The following is a 23,190-nucleotide window of genomic DNA, read 5'->3' on the forward strand; positions in this document are numbered from 1 at the left end:
TTCTCCTGTGGCTCAACCGGCCATGCCGGCAAGCGTCTGCTGAAGTTCATCCAGCGACGATTCGATTTGGGTCCAGCGCTTGTCGCGCTTCTTTTCCTTGCCGTCGCTGGCTTCGATCAGCAGCGCGGCCTGTTGCAGCAGCAGCTCGCCGGCACCGCAGCTCGGGCGCGTGCCGCTGTAGCGCACGCCCTCGACCTGGAACGACACCACTTCGCCCTCGGTCACCGGCGCAGTACGGCCGGTCGGCGCCAGCTGGGTGAGTGCAGCGGTCCAGTTGCTGACCAGGCGCCTGGCCAGGGCCGCCGGAATCGGGATCTCGACCGTTTCCGGGGTCTGTTCGGTACGGAACTGCACGCTGCCGCGATCGGCCTGACTGACCCAGCTGTAGACGCGCTCGTCGGCGCGGCTGTGCCGCAGGGTCCAGTCGGTGCCGTCCTTGCCCGGCACCAGCGACACGCCGCTCTCCACCCCACGTGTGGGCAGGGTCAGCAACGACAAGGCCGGCTTGCTGGCGCCATCGAGCAGCGTGGTCACCGCAGTGCCGTAGTTGCCCACTGCCGGCGGCCAGCCGCGCCCGAGCGTGCTGGCGCACTCGCGCGCCGCAGCACAGGTCCACGGCAACACACCAAGCAGGACGATCGTCAGCAGCGCAGGCTTCACAGCAGGACGCGACGCATGTCGGCCAGCACCTGGCTGAGGTAGGTGGTGAAGCGGGCCGCCAGCGCGCCGTCGATGACGCGGTGGTCGTAGCTCAGTGACAACGGCAGCATCAGCTTGGGCGAGAAGTCCTTGCCGTTCCAGACCGGCTGCATTGCCGACTTGGACACGCCCAGGATCGCCACTTCCGGCGCATTGATGATGGGCGTGAACGCGGTGCCGCCGATGCCGCCGAGCGAGCTGATCGAGAAGCAGCCGCCGCTCATGTCGGCCGGGCCGAGCTTGCCGTCGCGCGCCTTCTTGGCCAGCTCGCCGCTTTCCTGGGCGATCTGCAGCACGCCCTTCTTGTCGACGTCGCGGATCACCGGTACCACCAGGCCGTTCGGCGTATCGGCGGCAAACCCGATGTGGAAGTATTTCTTCAGGGTGAGGTTTTCGCCGGCCGCATCCAGCGAGGCGTTGAACTCGGGGAACTTCTTCAGCGCTGCGGCGCTGGCCTTGACCAGGAAGGCGAGCATGGTGAGCTTGATGCCGGCCTTCTCGTTTTCCTTGTTGAGGGCAACGCGCAGGGCTTCCAGGTCGGTGATGTCGGCCGATTCGAACTGGGTGACGTGCGGAATCATGGCCCAGTTGCGCGCCAGGTTGGCACCGGAAATCTTCTTGATGCGCGACAGCGGCTGGGTTTCGGTGTCGCCGAACTTGCTGAAGTCCACCTTCGGCCAGGCCAGCAGGTTCAGGCCGGTGCCACCACCGGCCGGTGCAGCGCCGGCTGCGGCAGGTGCGCCGCCGCTGAGTGCGGCCTTGACGAAGCGCTGCACGTCTTCACGGGTGATGCGGCCGCCCTTTTCGCTGCCCTTGAGCTGGTTCAGGTCCACGCCCAGTTCGCGTGCGAACACGCGCACCACCGGGCTGGCATACGGCACCTTGGACGGCAGCACGCTGTCGGCATCGAAGGTCACCGGCGGGCTGCTCGGTTTGCCCGAGGACGGCTGGCCGCCCTGCGCTGCCTGCGTGCCAGCGCCGGAACGCGCGCCCTGCACCTGCGCGATTTCGCGCTGGGCCAGCTTGTCCGGCTCGGCCGGGACGGCAACCGGCTCGACCTTGCCCGCGGTTTCGGCGGTGTCGGTGGTCGGCTTGGCCGGCGACTGCGCCGCACCGGTGCCGCCATCGCTGGCGGCAATGATCGCCACCACATTGCCCTGCGAGAGCGTGTCGCCGACCTTGACCTTGAGTTCCTTGACCACGCCGGCGGCCGAGGACGGCACTTCCATCGTGGCCTTGTCCGATTCCAGGGTGACCAGGCTCTGGTCCTTGGCAACGGTGTCGCCCACGGCCACCAGCACTTCGATCACCGGGATGTCGGTGTAGTCGCCGATGTCGGGCACGGTGGCCTCGATCAGGCCGCCTTCCGAACCGGCCGCCGGTGCAGCCGGCTCGGCCTTGGCGGCAGGTGCCGGCGCCGCAGCGGGCGCGGCCTTGGCGGGTGCGGCGGGTGCGGCGGGTGCGGCGGGTGCGGCGGGTGCGGCGGTGGGGGCCGGCTTGGCGGCGGCATCTGCGCCGGCATCGGCCACTTCGATCAGCGCCACCAGGGCGCCCTGCGACAGCGAATCGCCGACCTTGACCTTGATCTCCTTGACCACGCCGGCCACCGACGAGGGCACTTCCATCGTGGCCTTGTCCGATTCCAGCGTGACCAGGCTCTGGTCCTTGCTGACCGTATCGCCGACGGACACCAGCACCTCGATTACCGGGACGTCGCTGTAGTCACCGATATCGGGGACAAGTGCTTCCTTGATTTCGGCCATACGGGGAACTCCGGCAACAGATGGGGAAACCCCTATTGTGGCCGGCTGCGGGCCGCAGCGCCAACCATTGCCGCGGAAAAAATCGCGCGCCCGGCAGGATGCAGCGTCCGCACGCGCACCTGCACGCTTATTTCGACATGCGCCGATCCACCCGCAACAGTTGCAGTGGCTCGCCCGAGGGCAAACGATACGCCAGCGCATTGTCCAGCGCATCGAGGGCGTGGACCCGTGTGCACAGCTGCTGCGCGCGAGGCCGCAATGCACGCGCCCGCGGCTCGACCATGCGCTCGATGCGCGCTTGCAGGCCATCGAGCGAGCGCAGCTGCGCATCGTTTCCGGTCAGTGCCGACTGCACCGCCGCGGCGATCACATCGCCGATCAGCTGCGGCAGCAGCTCGGCAACCAGCGCACCGATCTGCTGGTCGATATCGATGGGCGTGAGCTGGCGCTTGCTGAAGCTTTGCGTCAAACGCCGGCCCAGCTTCTCGCGCACGCCCGCCAGCTGCCTGCGGGTTGCCTCGGGACTGCGACTGAAGCCGGCCGCCACCTCACCCAGCGCCGTGAGCGCGATATCGGCGGCGTCGCGCCCGACGTCCTGCACCAGTGGCACCACCTCGCGCGTCTGGCGCTCGAACTGGATCAGCCGAGTGCGGTCGTCAGCGCTCAGCGCAACCCAGCGGTCGTCCACGAACAATGCGCCCTGGCGCATCACCAGGCGCTGCGGCGCACCGGCGGCACGGATCAGCACGACGCTGCGCGCAGTGAGCGTGACCTCGTAATCGCTGCTGACATTGCAGTGCAGCTCCGCCGCAGCAGCCGCTGGCACTGCACCGAACAACGCCAGGGCCAGCACGGCCAGTCCCGTTGTTGCATGCCTGATCGCCATTGCGTCGCTCCCGTGTGCTGCCTGCACTGTGCCGCCCCTGCCTGCGCTGCACCTGTGCCAGAGGCTGGCGTGACCGATGGCGCCCGCCGACGTACCCGCGCGCTCTGTGTGTTGCACCGGTTGCACACCAGCGGCGATACGCTGGCGCGTGGCTTACTTCAACGCATCACGCACGGGTTGCCATGCCTGACACAGGCGCGGCAACGACCAGGCAGCATTGGCCGGGCTGGTGGAAGGCAAGGCCAGCATCGGCACCGCGCGCGCCTGCTCCGGGAGCAACGGGTGCACATGCCGCTGCCAGGCCTTGGCGGCAGCGGCGCCGTTACAGGCTACCAGGCGCAGTTGCGGCAACGTGGACAGCAACATGGGCAGCGGGTTGATCACGACGCTGTCGGCAACGATGGCGGTGTCCAGGCTGCCGGGACGCACGCACTGGCCGATCACGTCCCACAGACCGAGGCCGCCGTGAAGCAGTGCCTGCATGCGCAAGGCATAGGGAAAGGCCGTATCGATGCCCAACAGGGCATGCATGACAGGCCAGAACCGATTACGCGGATGCGCGTAGTAGCGACCAGCATCCAGCGAGGCGATGCCGGGCATCGAGCCGAGCACCAGCACGCGACAATCGTTACGAACGTGCGCTGGCAAGCCCTCACATGTGCCGCTTTTCGTCACGGCACTCGCATCTGCGTGAATGTCTTTTTCTGCCTTCATCGTGCAACCACGGCCTTCTTGGGAATGTTCCTGAACACACGAAATTTTAGCGAGCCGCAGGTGGGCGTGGATTCAGATTTTTAGGAATAGTTTTGGCGCGGCCCACTCCACGGGCCTAACAACAAGACGAGGAGATCCTCATGCGTTCCATTTCCATCCTGAGCCTGGCTGCTGTATCTGCACTTGCGATTGCACCGTCCGCGTTCGCGCAGGACACCACCTATTCCAGTGACACCTCCTCGACTTCCTCCACTGCTGAAACTGCCTCCGGCAAGCATTGGGCCGTGGTCGGTGGCGTGGCACTGCTGAACCCGAAGAACGATCCGGCTCCGGGCCTGGACGTCGATGGCGGCCCGGCACCGACGCTGAGCGCCAGCTACTACATCAACGACAACTGGGCCGTTGAACTGTGGGGCGCTGCCGACAAGTTCAACCACCGCGTCAACGCCGATGGCGTGGGCAAGGTCGGTACCGTCGAGCAGCAGCCGATCGCCATCAGCGGCCAGTACCACTTCGGCGAAGCCGACAACGTGTTCCGTCCGTTCGTGGGCGTGGGCTACTACGAGTCGAACTTCAGCAACGAGAAGATCGACGCGGCCTCGCCGAGCGGCCAGCACGTCGGCGTGGATACCGCCAAGGGCGTGATCGGCACCGTTGGTGTGGACATGAACATCAACTCCACCTGGTTCGCACGCGCCGATGCCCGCTACATGCGTTCGCGTCCGGAACTGCGCGTTGGCGGCCAGGGCACCGGCAGCGAGCTGGAACTGGATCCGTGGACCGTCGGCTTCGGCATCGGCGCGCGCTTCTAAGCACGCACCAGCCGTACGCGATGTTTCAGTTGACGAAAGACGGGCCGCAAGGCCCGTTTTTTGTGCGCGTCGCTTGCGCATTGCGCGGGTCGTGGTACCTGCCCTGCGCGTTGGCTTGGCCAGCGGCGACATCGGGGTACCCAGGCGGTGACTGGTGCGTAGCTCGCCCATCAGCGCACGGGCGATGGCCACGGCAACGCCGCAGCAGCGTTGATCGTCGCGCAGGCAGTTGAGCGTGGCGCTGCCTTCAACGCCAGTAGACGCTGCCGCGCAGGCGCGCGGTGCGCCACCGCCACCACAACAGGGTGGCGTAGGCCAGCGCGTAGCCGAGCAGCACGCCGGCTGCGCCGAGCAGGCTGGCGTGGCTGAGCCAGCCGTCCACCGGCCATGTGGCGCCCTGCCAGGTACTGCGCCAGCCCTGCACCATCCCGGCGATCACCCGCACCACCACCAGCGTCGTCAAGCCCAGCACCAGCCACAGATTCGGCCGATAGAACAGGCCCTGCGCGGTGCGCTCGAAGCGGGTCAGGCGCAAGGCCAGCACGCCCAGCGCCAGCCCGCAGGCCCATCCGAAGGCGGCATGGCTGATCGCGCCGGGCCAGAACGCGGCGGCGATCAGGGTAAACACCACGAACAGCGCGCTGGAGATGCCGGCCGAAACCAGGTTGACCATCAGCAGCCAGCCCCGTGCCTGCCGGCGTGCGGTACCGACCCGGAAGCGCTGCAGCAGCGACAACGGGAACAACACCGCGAACACTGCCAGGGCAATGATCACGGCCAGCGGAATGGCAAGCAGCAAGGGCATCGGGACGTGGCCGGGGAAAGATGGCCGACCACGCTACTACGCAGGCGCGCAGCTGCGCGTGTTCGGCGCTATCGACGCCGCAGTTCCGGCATCGCAACCGCGCTTACCTGGCGGCTGCGTACGCCTTAGTGTCGGCCGCTCTTAAAAAGCGGGCAGCACCGCGCCTTTGTACTTCTGCTCGATGAAAGCCTTCACTTCCGGGCTGGTCAGCGCCTTGGCCAGTTTCTGCACGCGCGGATCGTCCTTGTTGTCCGCTCGCGCCACCAGGAAGTTGACGTAGGGCGACTCCTTGCTTTCGATCGCCAGGGCATCGCGGGTCGGATTGAGCCCGGCATCCAGCGCGTAGTTGGTGTTGATCAGCGCCAGGTCGACCTGATCCAGCACGCGCGGCAGCATTGCCGAATCCAGCTCGCGGAATTTGAGCTGCTTGGGGTTGTCGACGATATCCCGCTGGGTCGACAGCGCATTGCTCGGGTCTTTGAGTTTGATGACGCCGGCCTTGTCGAGCAGGATCAGCGCGCGGCTGTTGTTGCTGGGGTCATTGGGGATCACCACATCGGCACCGGTGGGCAGGTCGGCCAGCGCCTTGAAGCGGCGCGAGTACGCACCGAACGGCTCGATATGCACGCCGACCACGGTCACCAGCTGGCTCTTGCGGTCGCGGTTGTACGCGTCCAGGTAGGGCTCGGTCTGGAAATAATTGACGTCGATCTGCTTCTGCACGACCTGGTCGTTGGGCTGCACGTAGTCGTTGAACACGCGCACGTCCAGTGTCAGGCCCTGCTTGGCCAGCAGCGGTTCGACCACTTCCAGGATCTCGGCATGCGGCACCGCCGTGGCCGCCACGGTGAGGGTGTCGCCGCCACTGCTGCCGCCGGTGCCGCCGCAGGACGCCAACGCCAGCGTGGCCGCAGCCAGGAGGGAACGAAACGCGAATGTGCTCATGTAGGGATCCGTGGGAGGAGGAGTGCGGAAAGGCCGCAGACGTTAAACCTAGCAGACCGTGGCGGCGGCGGCGATGCAGCGCGCCGCGGCAACGCGCGGCGCACGACGCCGTGCAGACAGGCGCGCGCATTGCCCCCACTGCGGCCAGCGCGGCCATGGCCAGGGCGCACGACCAGCGTCCGCCGCCCCGCCCTGCCTTGCGCGGCTCAGCGCCGGCTGTAGTGCGCCACCAGGCGGTCGCCCAGCATCTGCAGCAGCTGCACCAGCACCAGCAGGGCGATGACGGTGATCAGCGCCACATCTGCATGCGAGCGCATGTAGCCCTCGCGATAGGCCACATCGCCCAGCCCGCCGGAACCGATCGCACCGCCCATGGCGGTGAAGCCGATCAGCGCGATGGTGGTGACGGTGGCGCCGGCGATCAGGCCGGGGCGCGCTTCGGGCAGCAGCACCCGCAGCACCAGCTGGCGGGTGGTGGCGCCCATCGCCTGGCTGGCTTCGATGATGCCGCGGTCCACCTCGCGCAGTGCGGTTTCCACCAGGCGCGCATAGAACGGCGCGGCACCGACCACCAGCGGCAGGATTGCGCCGCGCACGCCCAGCGAGGTGCCCATCAGCATCAGCGTGAGCGGAATCATCGCGATCATCAGGATGATGAAAGGCACCGAGCGCAGCAGGTTGATCACCAGCGCCAGCGCGCCGTACAGCACCGGACGGCGGCGCAGCTGCGGCGCGCCGCATAGAAACAGCGCCACGCCCAGCGGCAGGCCGATCAGCAGGGTCAGCGGCAGCGCGCCGGCCAGCATCAGCAAGGTGTCCAGGGTCGCCTGCCCGATGTCGCCCCACTTGGCGGCATCGAGATTGCGGAAGAAGCCGCCGGCAGCGGCAACGATCGGGTTCATACGCGCAGATCCTCCACATGCACGCCGGCGGCGACGAAGCCGGCGCGTGCAGCGTTCTGGTCGCCGCCGGTCAGCGCGACGACGAGCTGACCGTAGGGGGTGTCCTTGATGCGATCCACGCGCCCGGACAGGATGTTGTAGTCCACCCCGGTCTCGCGGGCGATGCGGCCCAGCACGGGTTCGTAGGTGCCGTTGCCCAGGAAGGTGAGCCGCACGATGCGCCCGCCGACCGCGGCGAAATCGCGGTGCAGTTCGGCTTCGTCCACATGTTCGGCTTCGGACACGAAGCGCCGGGTGGTGGCGTGTTTGGGGTGCAAAAAGACCTCGGTGACCGGACCGGTTTCCACCAGATGGCCCGCATCCAGCACGGCCACGCGGTCGCAGACGCGGCGGATCACGTCCATCTCGTGGGTGATCAGCACGATGGTCAGGCCCAGCTCGCGGTTGATCTGCGCCAGCAGCTGCAGCACCGAGGCGGTGGTCTGCGGGTCCAGTGCGCTGGTGGCCTCGTCGCACAGCAGGATCTGCGGCCGGGTGGCCAGCGCGCGCGCAATGCCGACGCGCTGCTTCTGTCCGCCGGACAGTTGTGCCGGATACTTGTTGGCGTGGTCCTGCAGGCCCACCCGGGCCAGCAGCTCGGCCACCCGCGCATCGATCTCCGCGCGCGGCGTGCCGGCCAGTTCCAGCGGAAACGCCACGTTGCCGGCCACGGTGCGCGAGGACAGCAGATTGAAGTGCTGGAAGATCATGCCGATGCGCCGGCGCAGGGCGCGCAGGCCCTGGCTGTCCAGCGCGGTGACGTCCTCGTCGCCGATCAGCAGGCGGCCGCCGCTGGGTTCTTCCAGCCGGTTGATCAGCCGGATCAGGGTGGATTTGCCGGCACCGGAATGGCCGATGATGCCGAACACCTCGCCGGGGCCGATCCGCAGATCGAGCGGATGCAGCGCCACGATCTGGCGACCGTCAACGGAGTAGGACTTGTGCAGGCGCTGAAACTGGATCACCGCGCGTGGCCGATTGGGGGGTCGTGAAGCCTACCAGTCAATGTTTAGGGCCGTCATTCCATTAGGTTCTAACGGTTGGGATTCGGGAGTCGGGATTTGGGATTCGCAAAGGCGACGGCCCTCGCCTTTGCGAATCCCAAGCGCCCGCTATCTCCGGCTGCCAAACGCTAGATCTGGGACTCATCGGAGCGCGCGCGCCTTGCTTTGCCGAATCCCCAATCCCCAATCCCGTTCTCACGGCCGCTCAAGCGGCAACGGGCGATCCGCCTTGCGTATGCGCTCCCGCCGCAACAAATACAGCCCGCTGGCGACGATGATGCCGGCGCCGGTCCAGGTCCAGCCGTCGGGCAGGGTCTGCCACAGCAGCCAGTCCCAGCCGATCACCCAGACCAGGCCGGTGTATTCCAGCGGCGCGATCATCGAGGCTTCGCCGCGCAGGAAGGCCTGGGTCAGCGCGATCTGCCCCAGCGCCCCGGCCAGGCCCATGCCGGCGATCAGCGAGCCGTGGCGCGGCTGCAGCGGTACCCAATCGGGAATGGCCAGCAGCCCGGCGCCGATGGCCATGAACAGCAGAAACCACACCACCATCGCCTGCGGGGTGTCGGTGCGGGTCAGCAGGCTCACCGTGACCGCGGCGATGGCATAGGCGGTGGCCGCCAGCAGCACCATCAGGCCGGGCAGCGAGATCAGCCCGTCCACGCCCGGGCGCAGCACCACGATCACCCCGACCAGGCCGATGCTGATCGCCGTCCAGCGCCGCGGCCCGACGTGTTCGCCCAGCAGCGGCACCGACAACGCCGCCACCAGCAATGGCGCCACGAAGTACAGCGTGTAGGCGGTGGACAGCGGCATGCGCTTCAGGCCATAGACGAAGCAGCCGATCATCACCATGCCCAGCACTCCGCGCAGCAGATGCAGGCCCCAGCGCACCGGCACGATCGCGCGCGGCCCGGCCGTGGCGAACACCCACACCAGCACGAACGGCAACGAGGCCGCGCCCCGCAGCAAGGTGACCTGCAATGGCGGGTAATGCGCCGAAAGCAGCTTCATTCCCGCATCCATCAGCGAGAAGCAGGCCACGGCGGCCACCATCCAGGCGATGGCGGGGAGCGGAGAACGGGTGGTGGGCATGGCCGCATTATCGCCGCCGCGCCCCATCGACCGCCATGCGCCGGTGACGGGCAGCCCGGTGCGATGCCCTAGAATGGCCGCTGTTTTCAGACAGCAGGAGCTTTGCATGCCTTCCTTCGACGTGGTGTCCGAAGTCGACAAGCACGAACTGACCAATGCGGTGGACCAGGCCAACCGTGAACTGGACACGCGTTTCGACTTCAAGGGAGTCGAGGCCAGGTTCGAGCTGGAAGACGGCAAGGTGATCAACCAGTCCGCACCTAGCGATTTCCAGGTCAAGCAGATGACCGACATCCTGCGCGCGCGGCTGCTGGCACGCGGCATCGACGTGCGCTGCCTGGAGTTTGGCGATGTGGAAACCAACCTGGCCGGTGCGCGGCAGAAGGTCACCGTCAAGCAGGGCATCGAGCAGAAGCAGGCCAAGCAGCTGGTGGCCAAGTTGAAGGAGGCCAAGTTGAAGGTCGAAGCGCAGATCAATGGCGACAAGCTGCGCGTGACCGGCAAGAAGCGCGACGACCTGCAGGACGCCATCGCACTGCTGAAAAAGGCCGATTTCGAGCTGCCGCTGCAGTTCGACAACTTTCGCGACTGAGCGCGGCGGGCATGCCGGTGAACGCGTCGAGCCGCCAGGCCATGCCCGTGGTTGACGTCGGTCGCGTGACGGCGCATCGCCCCCGCCCGCCGCAGGCAGCGTGCGGCAACGTACGCTGCATCGGGCCGCTGGTCTAGCAGCCCGATGCGCGCACTGCTCGGCCGTCTGTTGAATCGCCTGCGCGTCGCCAAACAGACGGGCGCGGCTGTCGCGAGTGGGGGGCAGGCGGCCGCCGTCCAGGCACAGCCCCGCATCGAAGCCGGCTCCACGCTGCACGCCATGGCCAGCCTGGACCCGGTGGCGGCAGCCTCCTTTGCCGATGCCTTCGCGGTGGAGATCGAGCATGCCATCGCGCGCTGCTCGCTCGGCCAGGCCGCCACCAGCCGGCAGCAGGCGTTGGAGCAGATCCATGCGTTGAAGAACACGATCTCGCTGACCGGCTCGCAGCAACTGCTCAGGGCCTGCGACCAGCTGCGCCGCGACGTGGAGCGCGACGCCCTGAGCGACACGCTTGCGCACCGCTTCACCGCGGTGGCGACCGCCGCTGGTCTACTGGTCAGGCACTACCGGCGCACCCTTCCCCTCGACGACGCGGAACCTCATGCGTAGTACTTCCCATCGCGCTGCGCCCGGCCTGATTCCGGCGGCCAGGCAGTTGCGCAACGACAGGCTCGTGCAGCTGCTCGAGTCGTTCCTGGAATACCGGGCCTGCGTGGGCCGCGTGATCGTGCAGACCATCGTGATGCTGTGGTGCCTGGGCTGGCTGTACGGGCCGCAACCGGTGCTGGTGAAAGACGCGCACAACGTCTTTCTCACCGCGGTGCTGCTGTGGGTGGTGGCGGTGGCATGGATGGTGGTGGTGCGCAGCAAACGCATTGCGCCGGGCGAATGGATGGATGCCTTCGGCTTTGCGATGAGCCTGCTGTTCATCGGCATCCAGACCTCGCAGGCCTTCATCCTGCTGATGTCGTTGAACGCGTTCCTGCCCTTCATCACCATCGCTGCCGTAGCGCGCTACGGGCAACGCGCGATGGTCCCGGTGCTGCTGAGCACCTTCGTGCTGATGCTGCTGACCGCGCCCACCGGCTACTGGCTGTCGCGGCCCGCGTACTTTGTGTATGCGGTGGCGCTCAGCATGGTGCTGCCGTTCCTGGTGGCCCGCATCGTAATTGCGATGCAGGAAGTGGCGCTGCAGGCGCTGGCCTCGCGCGATGCGCAAAGCCGCTTCATCAGCACCATGAACCACGAACTGCGCACGCCGTTGAATGCGGTCATCAATTGCGCGCAGCTGATCGACACCCAGCGCATGCCGGCCGACCAGCGCGACCTGATGCAGGCGGTGACGGTCAACGCCACGGCGCTGCGCCATCGCGTCAACGAGGTGCTGGACGTGGCCAGCATCGACGGTGGACGGCTGCAGCTGCACAGCAAGCCAGTGAGCCTGCTGGACGTGCTGACCACGGTCAAGGCGGTGTGCGCGACCGCCGCGTCCACCAAGGGCGTGTCGCTGGGCGTGCGCCTGGAGGCTGCGCAGCCGCCGCACGTGCTGGGCGACGAGGGCCGCATCGAGCAGGTGATCAGCAACCTGGTCATCAACGCGATCAAGTTCACTCCGACCGGCGGCGCGGTCGAGCTGCTGGTGGACGCCACCCTGGCGCACGCGCGCTGGACCATCGAGGTGACCGTCACCGATACCGGCATCGGCGTGCCCGACGACAAGAAGGCCTACATCTTCACGCCGTTCACCCAGCTCAGCACCGGCTTCAATCGCGTCGAGGGCGGTGTGGGGCTGGGCTTGTACATCGCCTTGTCGGTGTCCGATGCGATGGGCGGCAGCCTGACGGTGAGCGACAACCCCGCCGGTGGCAGCATCTTCCGCTGGATCTTCGAATTGCCTGCCACCGCCGCCGAGGGCAGCCGCACGCTGGACCTGCGCGATGCGCTGGCGCAGCACGCGCAGACGGTGCCATCGTTGCACTGCCTGGTGTTCGAGGACCTGGATACCAACCGCCTGGTGATCGGCAACCTGCTGACCCGCGCCGGGCATCGTGTGAGTTTCCATGTCGATGGCACCGATGCGGTGCAACGCATCGCACAGGCCGCACCCGACATCGTGTTTCTGGATCTGCACATGCCCGGCACCTCCGGCTGGGATGCGCTGGGGCAGGCACGCGATACGATTGCCACGCTGCCGCCGATCATCGTGCTGACTGCCGACACGCGTACCGACTCGATGCGCGAGGCGTCCGCTGCCGGCGTGGCCGGATACCTGTCCAAACCGATCAACGCGCACGAACTGCTCGCGCTGCTTGCCCGCCATGCCCACCGACCACCGCACTGAACTGAAACCGGGCAATGCGGCGCGCCGGCACTGGCGCACCGCTGCGCAGGCGCGCACGCCGCTGGCGCTGCTCTACCTGCACGGGTTTTCCGCAAGCCCGGGCGAAGCCGGCACGCTACCCGAGCAGATGGCCGATGCGCTGCAGGCCAACTGCTACGTGCACCGCTGGCCCCGGCACGGGTACAGCGCAGCGGACGCGATGCACGGGCTCACCACAGCGGCGTTGCAGGCTTCGGCGGTGGAGGCGCTTGCGCAGGCGCAGCGCATGGGCGAGCGGGTGGCGATCGTGGGCTCGTCGATGGGCGGCACGCTGGGCCTGTGGCTGGCTGCACAGCATCCGGCGCACATCGCGGCCGTGGTCGCCTGGTCGCCCGGCGTGCAGCCTGCCAACCCGGGATTTCTCGACCGGCTATGCGCTGCGGAGGTGCCGGTGACCGACCCGTACCCGCGCACGGCGGCGGCACTGGCGTATTGGTCGGACACCATCCACCCGGACGGTTTTCGTGCATTGCGTGGCCTGTTCCACGCGGTGACCGCTGCGCCGCCGTGGCCGCAGGTGCGCTGCCCGGTGTTGCTTGGCTATTACCGCGCGCCCAACGGCGACGAAGATCAGATCGCCTCGGTGCCGGCAATGCTGGCCATGTTCGAGGCACTGGGCACGCCGCCCTCGCACAGGCAGGCGATGGCATTCGATGCGGGCGCGCATGCGATCGGGTCGCCGCACAAGACGCCGCTGGCCGACCACGTCGCACAGGTGTCAGTGGAATTTCTGCGTACGCAGGTGGGCGCACCTCCCGGCGATGCGAGGCATGGCGAGGCCAGCAGCGCAAGCAAGCGTTGATCTTCGCGCATGCGCTGGAGCATTGCCGCCCGCAACGGCGCTTGCGTCTGCCGGGTCATTCGCCGTGGGTGGATGCGCCGCTGCGCCCACAGCGATCGCATACACTGGCGCGCCATCACGCCGCCGCCACGATGACCACCACGCCTGCCCCGACCGATCCGTTGACCGCCACGCGCACGTGGATCGAACGCGCAGTGATCGGCCTGAACCTGTGCCCGTTCGCCAAGGCGGTATACGTCAAGGAGCAGGTGCGGCTGGTGCTCAGCGATGCCAGCACGCCCGAGGCGTTGCTGGAGCAACTGGCCGAGGAGCTGGTGCTGCTGCGCGATACGCCGGCCGAGCAGATCGACACCACGCTGATCGTGCACCCGGACGTGCTCAGCGATTTCCTGGACTACAACGACTTTCTCGACAACGCCGACGCGGCGGTGGAAGCGCTGGACCTGCAAGGTGTCCTGCAGGTTGCCAGCTTTCATCCCGACTACCAGTTTGCAGGCGCTGCGCCGGACGACGTGGCCAATTACACCAACCGCTCGCCCTTCCCCACCCTGCACCTGCTGCGCGAAGACAGCGTGGAGCGTGCGGTGGCCGCGTTCCCGGATCCGGACGTCATCGTCGAGCGCAACATCCAGACGCTGGAACGGCTGGGCCACGCTGGCTGGGAACGCGTCTTGAACGGCGCCGAGCACTGAGCCTGCAACGCGCTGCGCGCGCCGGCATGCAGCGGAGCCGAGCGCGCGCGGTGCCGTTCGGCAACTGTTGAGCGCAAGGCGGCGCGAGCGCATCGTGCGCGCCGGTGCACGCGGTGTTGCTACGACGCTGACAGCGTGCGCGCTACAGTGCCGCCTTCTTTCGCACGGTGCGCATGCCATGGCCCTGACTCCCGGCGTTTCCGCATGGAACCCTTCCCCCCTGCAGGACCGCGTGGTCGTGATCACCGGCGGTGCGCAAGGTATTGGCCGCGGCATTGCGCAGGCAGTGCTCGGTGCCGGCGGCACGGTGGTGATCGGCGATCTCGACGCCGATGCCGGAAAGGCCTGCCTGCAGGAGTGGGCGCTGCCGCGACGCAGCGCCTTCGTGCGCTGCGATGCCGCGCGCGAGACGCAGGCGGCGCGCTTGATCGCCACCGCGCTCAAACGCTTCGGCAGGCTCGATGGCCTGGTCAACAACGCCGGCGTCCCCGATCCGCACATCGCGCCCTTGCCGCAGTTGGCATGGGACGAGTGGAACCGGCGTCTTGCGAGTCTGCACGGCGCGTTTCTGTGCAGCAAACAGGCACTGCCCGCGTTGGCCCAGGCCGAGGGCGGCGGCGCGATCGTCAACATCGCCTCTACCCGCGCCTGGCAGTCGGAACCGCATAGCGAGGCCTATGCCGCCGCCAAGGGCGGCCTGGTTGCCTTTACCCATGCGCTGGCGCTGAGCGAGGGCCCGCAGGTACGCGTCAACAGCATCAGCCCGGGCTGGATCAGTACCGATGCCTGGCGCGCACCGCAGCGCCGGCGTGCGCCCAAGCTGTCGCGACGCGACCATGCGCAGCATCCGGCCGGACGCGTGGGGACCCCGCAAGATATCGCGCAGCTGGCGGTGTACCTGCTGTCGCCGCCGCTGTCCGGATTTGTCACCGGGCAGGATTTCGTCGTCGACGGCGGCATGTCGCGCAAGATGCAGTACGTGTGAGAACGTACCGCTGATGCGGCCCTGATGCGTGTCCGCGCGCTCCCGCCATCCGGCGATCAGCCCGCCAGCTGCGCTTCCAGCAGGTGCTGCGCATCGCTTAGCGAGGGCAGGATGCGATGACCGAGCGCGCGCACGTCGGCATCGGGTTCGAGCAGGTCCGGGATCTGGATCGGCGTCATGCCGGCCGCCAGGGCGGCGCGCACGCCGGTGGGCGAGTCTTCCAGCACCAGACACCGCGCAGGGTCCACGTCCAGCGTGCGCGCGGCCAGCAGGTAGATGTCCGGCGCCGGCTTGGGATGTTGCACGTCGCTGGCGGTGCACACCGCTGCGAAGCGCCACAACAGGTCCGCAGCCTCCAGCTTGCGCAAGGCCAGCGGGCGTTGGGTGGACGTGGCCACCGCACGCGGCAGCCCTTGCGCCGCCAGATACTCCAGCAGCGCGATGATGCCGGGCCGGTGCGGGATGCCGCGTTCCACCGCAGCGTCATACAACGGCTGGGCGCGCGCCAGCAGGTGCTCGGCAGCGGCATCGCCGACGCGTTCGCCAAGCAGACGGCGGCACGCCGCATCGCCCGTGCCCACCATGCGCAGCCAGAAGGCCGGCTCGATCTGCAGCCCCTGCGCACCGGCCGCCTGTGCCAGGCAGGCGGTGATGGCGCGCTCGCTGTCGAGCATCAGGCCATCCATATCGAAGATCACCGCCTGCGGACGGAACGGCAGCGGTGCGACCGCCGTCATGCAGATGCTCCACGGCCGAACAATACCTCCAGATCGCTCGCCTCCAGCGCGCGCCACTGCCCGGACGGCAGCGCATCCAGTCCCAACCCGCCGATGCGGCTGCGATGCAGCGCCACCACGTGATTGCCGGCGGCGGCAAACATGCGCCGCACCTGGTGATAGCGGCCCTCGTGCAGGGTCAGGCGTGCCTGGCGGGGGCCGAGCACTTCCAGTTCGGCCGGCAGCAACGGCTTGGTTTCGCCTTCCAGCAGCAAGGTGCCACTGGCAAACAGCGCGGCTTCGTCGCCACGTAGGTCCTCGGCCAGCGTGATCTCGTAGACCTTGTCCAGCGCGGACTTGGGCGAAATGATCCGGTGCAGCAGCGCGCCGTCGTCGGTCATCAGCAACAGGCCGCTGGTTTCCCGGTCCAGCCGCCCAACCGGCGCCAGCACCGGCGCGCGTGAGCGGAAGCGTGGCGGCAGCAGCTCGTAGATCAGCCGGCCGGTGTCCTTGGTCGAGCAGGTGTAACCGCTGGGTTTATGCAGCAACAGGCTGAAACCCGGGGGCGGATCGAGCGGCTCGCCATCGATGCGGATGGCGTCGTGTTCCACCTGGTCGTCGGCGTACAGCACCTCGCCCTGCGCGTCGGTGACCGCGCCCTGGCGGAACAGCTGGGTCACCTGCTTGCGGCTGCCGTAGCCGAGATTGGCGATGTGCTTGACCAGCTTCATGCGCGCGCTCCGCGTCCACGGGTGGCGGCGATCAGCTTGAATCCGTCGCGCTCGGCAGCCACGCGCACCTGCCCGAAGCTGTCGTTGAGCACCTGTTCGTAGGGCAGATGGCGGTTGGCCACCAGCAACAGCTGCCCGCCCGGGCGCAGCGCCTGCGCGGCCACGGCAATGAAGCGCTGCCCGATATCCGGGCGATCGGCACGGGACGGCGTGTGGAACGGTGGATTGCTGACGATGAAGTCGTACTGCGCCTCCAGCCCGGCGGTGACATCGCGCCAGTGATAGTGCAGCTGCGCCGGATGCGCGAGGCCCTGCAGGTTGCGCTGCGCCAGCTGCAGCGCACGCGCTTCGGCCTCATACACATCCAGCGCAGTGACCTTGGGGCAGCGTGCCAGCACCTCGGCCGAGAGATACCCGAACCCGGCGCCCAGATCGGCGCCATGCCCGGCCAGGGTGGCGGGCAGGTGCTCGACCAGCAACGCCGATGCCGGGTCGATGCGGTCCCAGGCGAACACTCCCGGGCGGCTGACAAAACGCCCGTCCAGGATCTTGCGTGGCGCATCCAGCGCCGCCCAACGCGCCTGCAGCGCCGCATCGGTCTCGGCAGGCAGCGGCGCAGTCCAGTAGGTGCGGCAGTGATGCTTGGTCAGGCTGCCGGCCAGGCCGGTGAGTTGGCGCAGATCGGCTTCGCCCGAGCGCGCGCCCTCGTTGTTGGACTGGCAGGCGACCACGCGGCCGCCGGGCGCGGTCAGGGCCACCGCACGCGCGAACAGCGCACGCGCTTCGTCGCGCTGGCGCGGCGGCAGCACCAGCACCAGGGCATAACGGGTGGTGTCGGCCTCGATCTGGCTTTCTTCGCGCACGCTCCAGCCGCTGCGCTCCAGCGCCTGGGCGAAGGGACGGAAGCTCTGCTCGCAGATCAACGCCTCGGCGGTGGCATGTTCGCGCAGCGGAAAGCCGTCGCGTGCGCGCAGGAACAACACCGGGCCTTGCGGCCATGGCAGCGCGCCCTGGGCAAAGGGCAGGAACAGGGCTTGAAGCGGGGCATCGGGCGGGCCAGCCATCGGATCATCGGGTCGGGAACAGGCCGCCATTGTAAGGGACCGGTGCCGCCCGCCCGCCGCGCCCGACGCGGGGTTGCCTGCGTGTGTGCATCGCCGCCACGCGCCTTCCAATGTGTATACGGACTATTGATGCGCACGCAACATCCGCCCGCCTAGGCTGGAATCCAAGCCCACACCGGAGAGACGCGATGCGAGCCTTGTTCGTAGGGGGAGTAGTCGACAACAGCGAAATGGATCTGGACGACACACCACCACCGATGCATTACCCCGAAAACACCGGCGCCGGCCGTCCCCGCTACCGGCTGCACCAGGTAGGTGAGCGCGAAGACGGCACCGTGGCGTATGCGGTCTACGGCGCTCCGGAAATGGCCGACGAAGAGATCAACCGCATCACCGAAGAGCGCGACTACGCACGCCGTTTCAGTGCAACGCCCGAAGCGCCACGCTAGCCCACAGTGGTGCCGCACGTGCTCTCACGTTGCTCCGTGAAGGGCGCTCGAAGTGTGCAATGCCAATTGATCATCAGGCATGCCGGCGACTCGAACACATATTCAGTAGCTTGCCGCGTTCACGGACAAGCTCAAGCAATAGACGTCGAGCAACGCATGTAGAGCCAACCAGACCGGGCAGCCGCCCGGTTTTTTTGTCAATCGATGCGTCAGCGCGTCTTCGGTGTCACACGCCAGATCACGTTGCCCACGTCATCGGCCACCAGCAGCGCACCGCTGTTGTCGGGCGCCACGCCGACCGGGCGCCCCTGGGCGTTGCCTTCGGCATCCAGAAAGCCATCCAGCACCGTGATCGGCGTCCCGCTGGGCTTGCCGTTGGCAAACGGCACGAACAGCACCTTGTAGCCACTGGGCGGGTCGCGGTTCCACGAGCCGTGCTGCCCGATGAAGGCGCCCTGGCGGAAGCGTTCCGGCAGCAGCGTGCCGCTGGCAAAGCTCAGGCCGAGCGATGCGGTATGGGGGCCCAGCGCATAGTCCGGCTTGATCGCCTTGGCCACCAGCTCGGCATTCTGCGGTTCGACCCGCTCGTCCACGTGCTGGCCGTAATAGCTGTATGGCCAGCCATAGAAGCCGCCATCGCGCACCGAGGTCAGGTAATCCGGCACCAGGTCGCTGCCGATCTCATCGCGCTCGTTCACCACCACCCACAGCGCCTTACTCTGCGGCTCCCAGGCCGTGCCCACCGGGTTGCGCAGGCCGCTGGCAAAGACGCGGCTGTTGCCGGTGGCCGGGTCGATCTCCAGGATCGCGGCGCGATTGAGCTCGGCCTCCATCCCGTTTTCGGCCACGTTGCTGTTGGAGCCCACGCCCACGTACAGCTTGCTGCCATCCGGGCTGGCCAGCAGCGACTTGGTCCAGTGATGGTTGAGCCCGCCCGGCAGATTGGCCACGAACGTGGGCTTGGCGGTGATATGCGTGTCGCCCGGCGTATACGGAAAGCTCACCAGTGCATCGGCATTGGCCACATAGAAGCGGTCACCGACCAGGGCCATGCCGAATGGCGAGAACAGCCCGCTGATGAATTGGGTGCGCACCTCGGCCACGCCGTCGCCATCGGCGTCGCGCAACAAGGTGATGCGGTTGGCGCTGGACACCACCGCACCGGCCTTCTTCATCACCGCACCCTGCACCTTCTTGCGTAGCCCGCCGCCACTCTCGGCGTTTTCAGGCTTGGGCGGTTGCGCGGTCTCGGCGACCAGCACGTCGCCGTTGGGCAGCACATACACCCAGCGCGGGTGATCGAGGTCGCGCGCGAACGCATTGACCTGCAGATCGTCGGCAGCGATTGGCTTGGCCGTGGCGGCCCAGCGCTTGACCGGCGCCACCTTCACCGTGGGGATGAGGCGTTTGACCGGCTCGGGCAATTGCGGGTTCGGGCCGGTGCCCTGTTCGATGGCAAGGGTGGCGGTGTCACCACAGCCGGCCAGGACGGCGACCGCCATCAGCGATAGCGGCCAGCGAATGCGAGAGGGCAGAAAGGCTGTCATTGCAGACGATTCCTGAACGATTGCGGCAATCGGACATCATGCCGGCAACACGCCAGGAAGAAGTAAACACATCGTCAACACGTTGCCTTCACGGCATGACTTGCGGATCGGCCCCCAGGGGCAGCGGATGCACGGCCACGATGCGATCCATCCAGATCCACTGCGGCTCCTGCGAGGCGTCCAACTGGTCCAGACGCAGTTGCCCGTTGAGCCCTTCATTGTCGTTGTCGTCGAGATAGGTCTGGATGCTGGGGCGCACCGCAACCGTGCCGCTCAGCATGCTGCCGTCGTCCAGTTCGATCCGCACCCGCTCCTGCCCATCGAGCAAGGACACCCAATGCTCCAGCGTGGCGATCTGCACCTGTTCGGAATACACGTGTGGGGCGTACTTTGGCATTGCGATTTCTCCATCAACGGAGCTCCTCACGCTAGGCCAGGCAGCGTGAAAGACACAGCAAACGCCTCGATGTCACGGTGAGCACGCCTGCACGGCGTTGCCAGCCTGCAGGCATGCAGGTAATGGGCACCACGCGATGAGCGATCGGCGGCAGGGCGCATCGCCGATCGTGCCAGCACTTGCGAGCGTGGCACTGCGCGGCGTTGCCGCCGCGCCACGCGTCATTCCACCGCTTCGCGCGCGGCGCGCACTGCGGTGACCAGTTGCGCCACGCTGTACGGCTTGGCCAGATGCTCCTGGAACCCGGATTCCAGCGCGCGCTTGCGGTCGTCATCGCGCGCCAGCGCAGTCACCGCAACCGCCGGCAGGGCATTGGCATCCAACCCCAGGTTGTCGCGCACGGTGCGGATCAATCCGTAGCCATCCATGCCGGGCATGCCGATGTCGGTCAGCATCACATCGAAGCGCGCATGGCCGCGGTGGTCGATCAATGCCAGCGCATCGGTGGCGCTGCCGGCGGTAACCACTTCGGCGCCCTGCTCTTCGAGCAGACGGCGCAGGTAATCGAGCATGTCGGGCTGGTCTTCGACCGCCAACAGGCGCAGGCCGTTGAGCGCACGCGCCTCGACGATCTGTTCGGACATCAGGCGTCGGCGCAGTTCGCGCCGCGGGCGCTTGGCCTGGTCGGGAACATGCTCGGGCAAGCGCACGGTGAACGTGGCGCCCTTGCCACGGCCGCCGCTGGTGGCGCCGACCTGGCCGCCATGCATTTCCACCAGCTGCTGCACGATCGCCAGGCCCAGCCCCAGGCCGCCATGCTGACGGGTGGTGGTGCCATCGGCCTGGCGGAAGCGGCCAAACAGGTGCGGCAAGAATTCGGCGGCGATGCCATCGCCGGAATCGCGCACCGCCACCAGCAGGTGGCCGTCGTCGCGCTCGATGGTGACATCGATCCGGCCATGGGCCGGGGTGAACTTGATGGCATTGGAGAGCAGGTTCCACAGCACCTGCTGCAGCCGTGTGGCATCGCCCAGCACCAGGCACGGCGTTGGCGGCACGTGCAGCTCCAGCACCTGGTCCTTGCCTTCGGCGGCCAATTCCTGGGTATTCAGGGCCTCGCGCACCTGCTCGGCCAGATCCAGCGATTCGACTTCCAGCTGCACCTTGCCCAGCAGCATGCTGCTGAGGTCGAGCATGTCCGAGATCAGCCGCTTCTGCGCGCGTGCGCTGCTGGCGATCACCGACAGGCCCTTGTAGTTGGGGTGGCCTTCTTCGACCCGTTGCAGCAGCAATTCGCTCCAGCCCAGAATGGTGGTCAGTGGCGTGCGCAGTTCATGCGACAGCGTGGCCAGGAACTCGTCCTTCAGCCGCGCCATGCTCTCGGCTTCGTTGCGCGCGCTGCGCTCGGACTCCAGCAGTTGCTCGCGGGCCAGTTCGATTTCGCGCTGCTCGGTCACGTCCGGGCTGCTGCCGGCCAGACCGATGAACCGACCATCGGCCGAATACCGCGGGGTGGCAGTCATTTCGATCCAGCGCCACTGCCCGTCGTGGCGGCGCGCACGCACCAGGGCGCGCAGGCCGTGTTGTTCTTCCAGTGCGGCCGATAATTCGAACTGGAAAATCGGCAGGTCGTCCGGATGCAGCAACTCGCTCCAGGCCGACACGGTGCCGCTGGAAATGTCCAGGCCGAAGAACTCGCCATAGGCACTGTTGACGAAGCGCACCACGCCTTGCGCATCCAGCACCCAGACCGGCATCGGCAGGCCGTCGGCCAGCGCACTGAAACGCGCCTCGCTTTCGGCCAGTTCGCGCTCCACGCGCTTGCGTTCGGTGATGTCCATGAACAACACCGCCACCCGCGCCTGCTCCGGTTGCCCCACCCGGAATGCGTCCACCGAATACCAGCGACGCAACGCCTTGGCCTGCATCTCGAAGTGGATACGGTTGCCGGTGCGGGCAACCTGCCCATAGCGGTCGAACCATTCCTGCTCATGCTCGGGCAACATGTTGCGGATGGACACGTTGAGCGCGTTGGACAGGCCGGTGTAGCGCTCGAAGGCGCCATTGGTCGTGCGGATCACGTAATCGACGGCCTGATCGCCCTCGAACACCATGTCGATGACGCAGAAGCCGGCATCGATGTTGTGGAAGATCTCGTGGTACATCGCCGGATCGAGAAACGGCTCGGCAATGGCAGCGGGCAGGCCGGCGCTCGGATCGAGGCTGCTCGGATCGAGGTTGGGGGGCGAAGGACGCAAATCGGGGGCCACGGGTGCTGCCAGTGCGGATGACGGACAGATGAGACCATGCCCTATGTCGTCAGCGGGTGCACGGGCGGACCCAGGCGATCACGCCTCCGTCGCACGTCGGTCACCCCCGGCGGGCATTCACCACAAGGTTGCCGCCGCCAATGCGATGCAGGCGGTGATCAGCACGATGCCGGCAATCACGCCGCGGAACACCCATTCGCCCTCGCGGCGTAGCTGTTCATCCATCCAGCGCTGCGCTTCCTCTCGCCAGGCCGTGGAGCGCGCATAGTCGGCATCGAGCAGCAACAGGCGCACGCGCGACAACCCGAGCGCGGCACATTCGCTGCGGCAGCGCTGACTGAAGCCGTCCTCACCGCTGGCGACCTGCGCGCCAAGCGGCAGCTCCAGTTCGAGTTCATGCCTGGACATAACGGGGACGCTCCTGGTCAAGCTCGTGTTCCAGCGCCATGCGCGCCAGCTGGGTGTAGTTGGCACGTGGCCCCTGCCCGCGACCGGTGAGCATTCCCTGGTAATCCAGGTCCTGCCAGACCCGCCCGGTCCACTCCACGCAGTCTTCGGCAATCACCAGCATCAGCGAATAGCGATACTCCAGCCCGTTGGCAGCGGTGTAGGCGTAGACCGGCGGAAATTGCACCGCCACATCCACCTGGCGTGACAGCCCGGCCAGATGCTCGCGCAGGACATCGCGTGGGTCGGCACCCGGTTCCAGGCGCAGCGTGCGCGTGGCCAGATCCAGATCCACATCGCTTTGCAGCGAGACGAAGGCGGCGGCCCCGGTGGCGGGGTTGTGGCCGTGCTGTTTTGCCCAGTCGATGAACTGCAGGCGCACGTCCGCCGGCATATGCGCCGGCGCCGAAGAAACTGACTTTGTGCGGAAAGAGTGGGTGTCCATGGCGCCGATCTT

Annotated in this window: 25 protein-coding genes; 8 read left to right on the plus strand and 17 right to left on the minus strand. The window is 67.3% G+C overall.

Translation table 11 applies throughout. The features are described 5' to 3' along the window. Positions 1-12 precede the first annotated feature (12 nt). The 4 genes from ACCQ12_RS17180 to ACCQ12_RS17195 form a co-directional block, all read right to left on the minus strand. A complete protein-coding gene (locus tag ACCQ12_RS17180; RefSeq protein ID WP_372382327.1) occupies positions 13-660 on the minus strand; it encodes a hypothetical protein in 648 nt (215 codons plus the stop codon). After that, on the minus strand, positions 657-2,462 hold the full coding sequence (locus ACCQ12_RS17185) for a dihydrolipoyllysine-residue acetyltransferase (protein WP_372382328.1): 1,806 nt from the start codon (positions 2,460-2,462) through the stop codon (positions 657-659). Before ACCQ12_RS17185 ends, ACCQ12_RS17180 begins: the two co-directional genes overlap by 4 nt. Positions 2,463-2,589: 127 nt before the next feature. Beyond that, positions 2,590-3,348: a DUF2884 family protein gene (locus tag ACCQ12_RS17190; protein WP_372382329.1), complete on the minus strand. Its 759-nt coding sequence runs from the start codon at positions 3,346-3,348 to the stop codon at positions 2,590-2,592. 153 nt (positions 3,349-3,501) lie between these two features. Continuing rightward, positions 3,502-4,062: a DNA-deoxyinosine glycosylase gene (locus tag ACCQ12_RS17195; protein WP_372382330.1), complete on the minus strand. Its 561-nt coding sequence runs from the start codon at positions 4,060-4,062 to the stop codon at positions 3,502-3,504. A gap of 140 nt (positions 4,063-4,202) precedes the next feature. On the opposite strand from ACCQ12_RS17195, the gene ACCQ12_RS17200 reads away from it, so the two are divergent. Beyond that, positions 4,203-4,874 carry an OmpW/AlkL family protein gene (locus ACCQ12_RS17200; RefSeq protein ID WP_047693898.1) on the plus strand — a complete coding sequence of 224 codons (672 nt, stop codon included), beginning with the start codon at positions 4,203-4,205 and terminating at the stop codon, positions 4,872-4,874. A gap of 247 nt (positions 4,875-5,121) precedes the next feature. Here ACCQ12_RS17200 and ACCQ12_RS17205 read toward each other — a convergent pair whose 3' ends face one another. The 5 genes from ACCQ12_RS17205 to ACCQ12_RS17225 all read right to left on the minus strand — a co-directional run bounded on the left by ACCQ12_RS17205 (position 5,122) and on the right by ACCQ12_RS17225 (position 9,661). Then, complete coding sequence (locus ACCQ12_RS17205) at positions 5,122-5,679, minus strand: CcdC protein domain-containing protein (RefSeq protein WP_372382331.1); 558 nt, start codon at positions 5,677-5,679, stop codon at positions 5,122-5,124. 141 nt (positions 5,680-5,820) lie between these two features. Next, positions 5,821-6,624: a MetQ/NlpA family ABC transporter substrate-binding protein gene (locus ACCQ12_RS17210; protein ID WP_039409234.1), complete on the minus strand. Its 804-nt coding sequence runs from the start codon at positions 6,622-6,624 to the stop codon at positions 5,821-5,823. A gap of 206 nt (positions 6,625-6,830) precedes the next feature. Beyond that, positions 6,831-7,526, minus strand: a complete 696-nt coding sequence (locus tag ACCQ12_RS17215; protein ID WP_039564295.1) for a methionine ABC transporter permease — start codon at positions 7,524-7,526, stop codon at positions 6,831-6,833. Then, positions 7,523-8,530 (minus strand): methionine ABC transporter ATP-binding protein, encoded by a 1,008-nt coding sequence (locus ACCQ12_RS17220; RefSeq protein ID WP_047693900.1) that lies wholly within the window; start codon positions 8,528-8,530, stop codon positions 7,523-7,525. The genes ACCQ12_RS17215 and ACCQ12_RS17220 overlap by 4 nt, the downstream gene beginning before the upstream one ends. A gap of 234 nt (positions 8,531-8,764) precedes the next feature. After that, a complete protein-coding gene (locus ACCQ12_RS17225; protein WP_372382332.1) occupies positions 8,765-9,661 on the minus strand; it encodes a DMT family transporter in 897 nt (298 codons plus the stop codon). 106 nt (positions 9,662-9,767) lie between these two features. Between ACCQ12_RS17225 and ACCQ12_RS17230 the strand changes: the two genes are divergently transcribed. The 6 genes from ACCQ12_RS17230 to ACCQ12_RS17255 all read left to right on the plus strand — a co-directional run bounded on the left by ACCQ12_RS17230 (position 9,768) and on the right by ACCQ12_RS17255 (position 15,112). Beyond that, complete coding sequence (locus tag ACCQ12_RS17230) at positions 9,768-10,253, plus strand: YajQ family cyclic di-GMP-binding protein (RefSeq protein ID WP_047693901.1); 486 nt, start codon at positions 9,768-9,770, stop codon at positions 10,251-10,253. Positions 10,254-10,397: 144 nt separating this feature from the next. Further along, positions 10,398-10,862 (plus strand): hypothetical protein, encoded by a 465-nt coding sequence (locus ACCQ12_RS17235; protein ID WP_372382333.1) that lies wholly within the window; start codon positions 10,398-10,400, stop codon positions 10,860-10,862. Further along, positions 10,855-12,594 (plus strand): ATP-binding response regulator, encoded by a 1,740-nt coding sequence (locus ACCQ12_RS17240; RefSeq protein ID WP_372382334.1) that lies wholly within the window; start codon positions 10,855-10,857, stop codon positions 12,592-12,594. The genes ACCQ12_RS17235 and ACCQ12_RS17240 overlap by 8 nt, the downstream gene beginning before the upstream one ends. Then, entirely contained in the window at positions 12,572-13,435 is an 864-nt protein-coding gene (locus tag ACCQ12_RS17245) for an alpha/beta hydrolase (RefSeq protein ID WP_047693904.1), read from the plus strand. Before ACCQ12_RS17240 ends, ACCQ12_RS17245 begins: the two co-directional genes overlap by 23 nt. A gap of 131 nt (positions 13,436-13,566) precedes the next feature. After that, positions 13,567-14,127, plus strand: coding sequence for a DUF1415 domain-containing protein (locus ACCQ12_RS17250; protein WP_184439268.1), 561 nt, complete (start codon positions 13,567-13,569; stop codon positions 14,125-14,127). Positions 14,128-14,305: 178 nt separating this feature from the next. Further along, on the plus strand, positions 14,306-15,112 hold the full coding sequence (locus ACCQ12_RS17255) for an SDR family oxidoreductase (protein ID WP_047693905.1): 807 nt from the start codon (positions 14,306-14,308) through the stop codon (positions 15,110-15,112). 56 nt (positions 15,113-15,168) lie between these two features. Here the strand turns inward: ACCQ12_RS17255 and ACCQ12_RS17260 are convergent, their stop codons facing one another. From ACCQ12_RS17260 to ACCQ12_RS17270, 3 genes are read right to left on the minus strand one after another with little or no spacing between them, the layout of a single operon-like run. After that, on the minus strand, positions 15,169-15,849 hold the full coding sequence (locus tag ACCQ12_RS17260) for an HAD family hydrolase (RefSeq protein ID WP_166744208.1): 681 nt from the start codon (positions 15,847-15,849) through the stop codon (positions 15,169-15,171). Further along, entirely contained in the window at positions 15,846-16,559 is a 714-nt protein-coding gene (locus tag ACCQ12_RS17265) for a pseudouridine synthase (RefSeq protein WP_039414172.1), read from the minus strand. The genes ACCQ12_RS17260 and ACCQ12_RS17265 overlap by 4 nt, the downstream gene beginning before the upstream one ends. Next, positions 16,556-17,623, minus strand: a complete 1,068-nt coding sequence (locus ACCQ12_RS17270; RefSeq protein ID WP_166744206.1) for a class I SAM-dependent methyltransferase — start codon at positions 17,621-17,623, stop codon at positions 16,556-16,558. The genes ACCQ12_RS17265 and ACCQ12_RS17270 overlap by 4 nt, the downstream gene beginning before the upstream one ends. Before the next feature lie 188 nt (positions 17,624-17,811). Here ACCQ12_RS17270 and ACCQ12_RS17275 point away from each other — a divergent pair, with 188 nt between their 5' ends. Beyond that, positions 17,812-18,072 carry a hypothetical protein gene (locus ACCQ12_RS17275; protein ID WP_081422346.1) on the plus strand — a complete coding sequence of 87 codons (261 nt, stop codon included), beginning with the start codon at positions 17,812-17,814 and terminating at the stop codon, positions 18,070-18,072. A 209-nt stretch (positions 18,073-18,281) separates the two neighbouring features. Here ACCQ12_RS17275 and ACCQ12_RS17280 read toward each other — a convergent pair whose 3' ends face one another. The 5 genes from ACCQ12_RS17280 to ACCQ12_RS17300 all read right to left on the minus strand — a co-directional run bounded on the left by ACCQ12_RS17280 (position 18,282) and on the right by ACCQ12_RS17300 (position 23,127). Continuing rightward, positions 18,282-19,619, minus strand: coding sequence for a PQQ-dependent sugar dehydrogenase (locus tag ACCQ12_RS17280; RefSeq protein ID WP_047693910.1), 1,338 nt, complete (start codon positions 19,617-19,619; stop codon positions 18,282-18,284). A gap of 88 nt (positions 19,620-19,707) precedes the next feature. Further along, positions 19,708-20,016: a DUF3247 family protein gene (locus ACCQ12_RS17285; protein WP_039414184.1), complete on the minus strand. Its 309-nt coding sequence runs from the start codon at positions 20,014-20,016 to the stop codon at positions 19,708-19,710. Positions 20,017-20,237: 221 nt separating this feature from the next. Further along, positions 20,238-22,181, minus strand: coding sequence for a hybrid sensor histidine kinase/response regulator (locus ACCQ12_RS17290; protein WP_372383652.1), 1,944 nt, complete (start codon positions 22,179-22,181; stop codon positions 20,238-20,240). A gap of 222 nt (positions 22,182-22,403) precedes the next feature. Further along, the gene (locus ACCQ12_RS17295) at positions 22,404-22,694 is read right to left on the minus strand and encodes a hypothetical protein (RefSeq protein ID WP_047693911.1); all 291 of its coding nucleotides are present in this window, start codon (positions 22,692-22,694) and stop codon (positions 22,404-22,406) included. Beyond that, positions 22,681-23,127: a hypothetical protein gene (locus ACCQ12_RS17300; protein WP_372383653.1), complete on the minus strand. Its 447-nt coding sequence runs from the start codon at positions 23,125-23,127 to the stop codon at positions 22,681-22,683. The genes ACCQ12_RS17295 and ACCQ12_RS17300 overlap by 14 nt, the downstream gene beginning before the upstream one ends. Between the last annotated feature and the right edge of the window lie 63 nt (positions 23,128-23,190).

This window comes from Xanthomonas sp. NCPPB 1068 (genome assembly GCF_041479385.2).
Classification (GTDB): domain Bacteria; phylum Pseudomonadota; class Gammaproteobacteria; order Xanthomonadales; family Xanthomonadaceae; genus Xanthomonas; species Xanthomonas cannabis.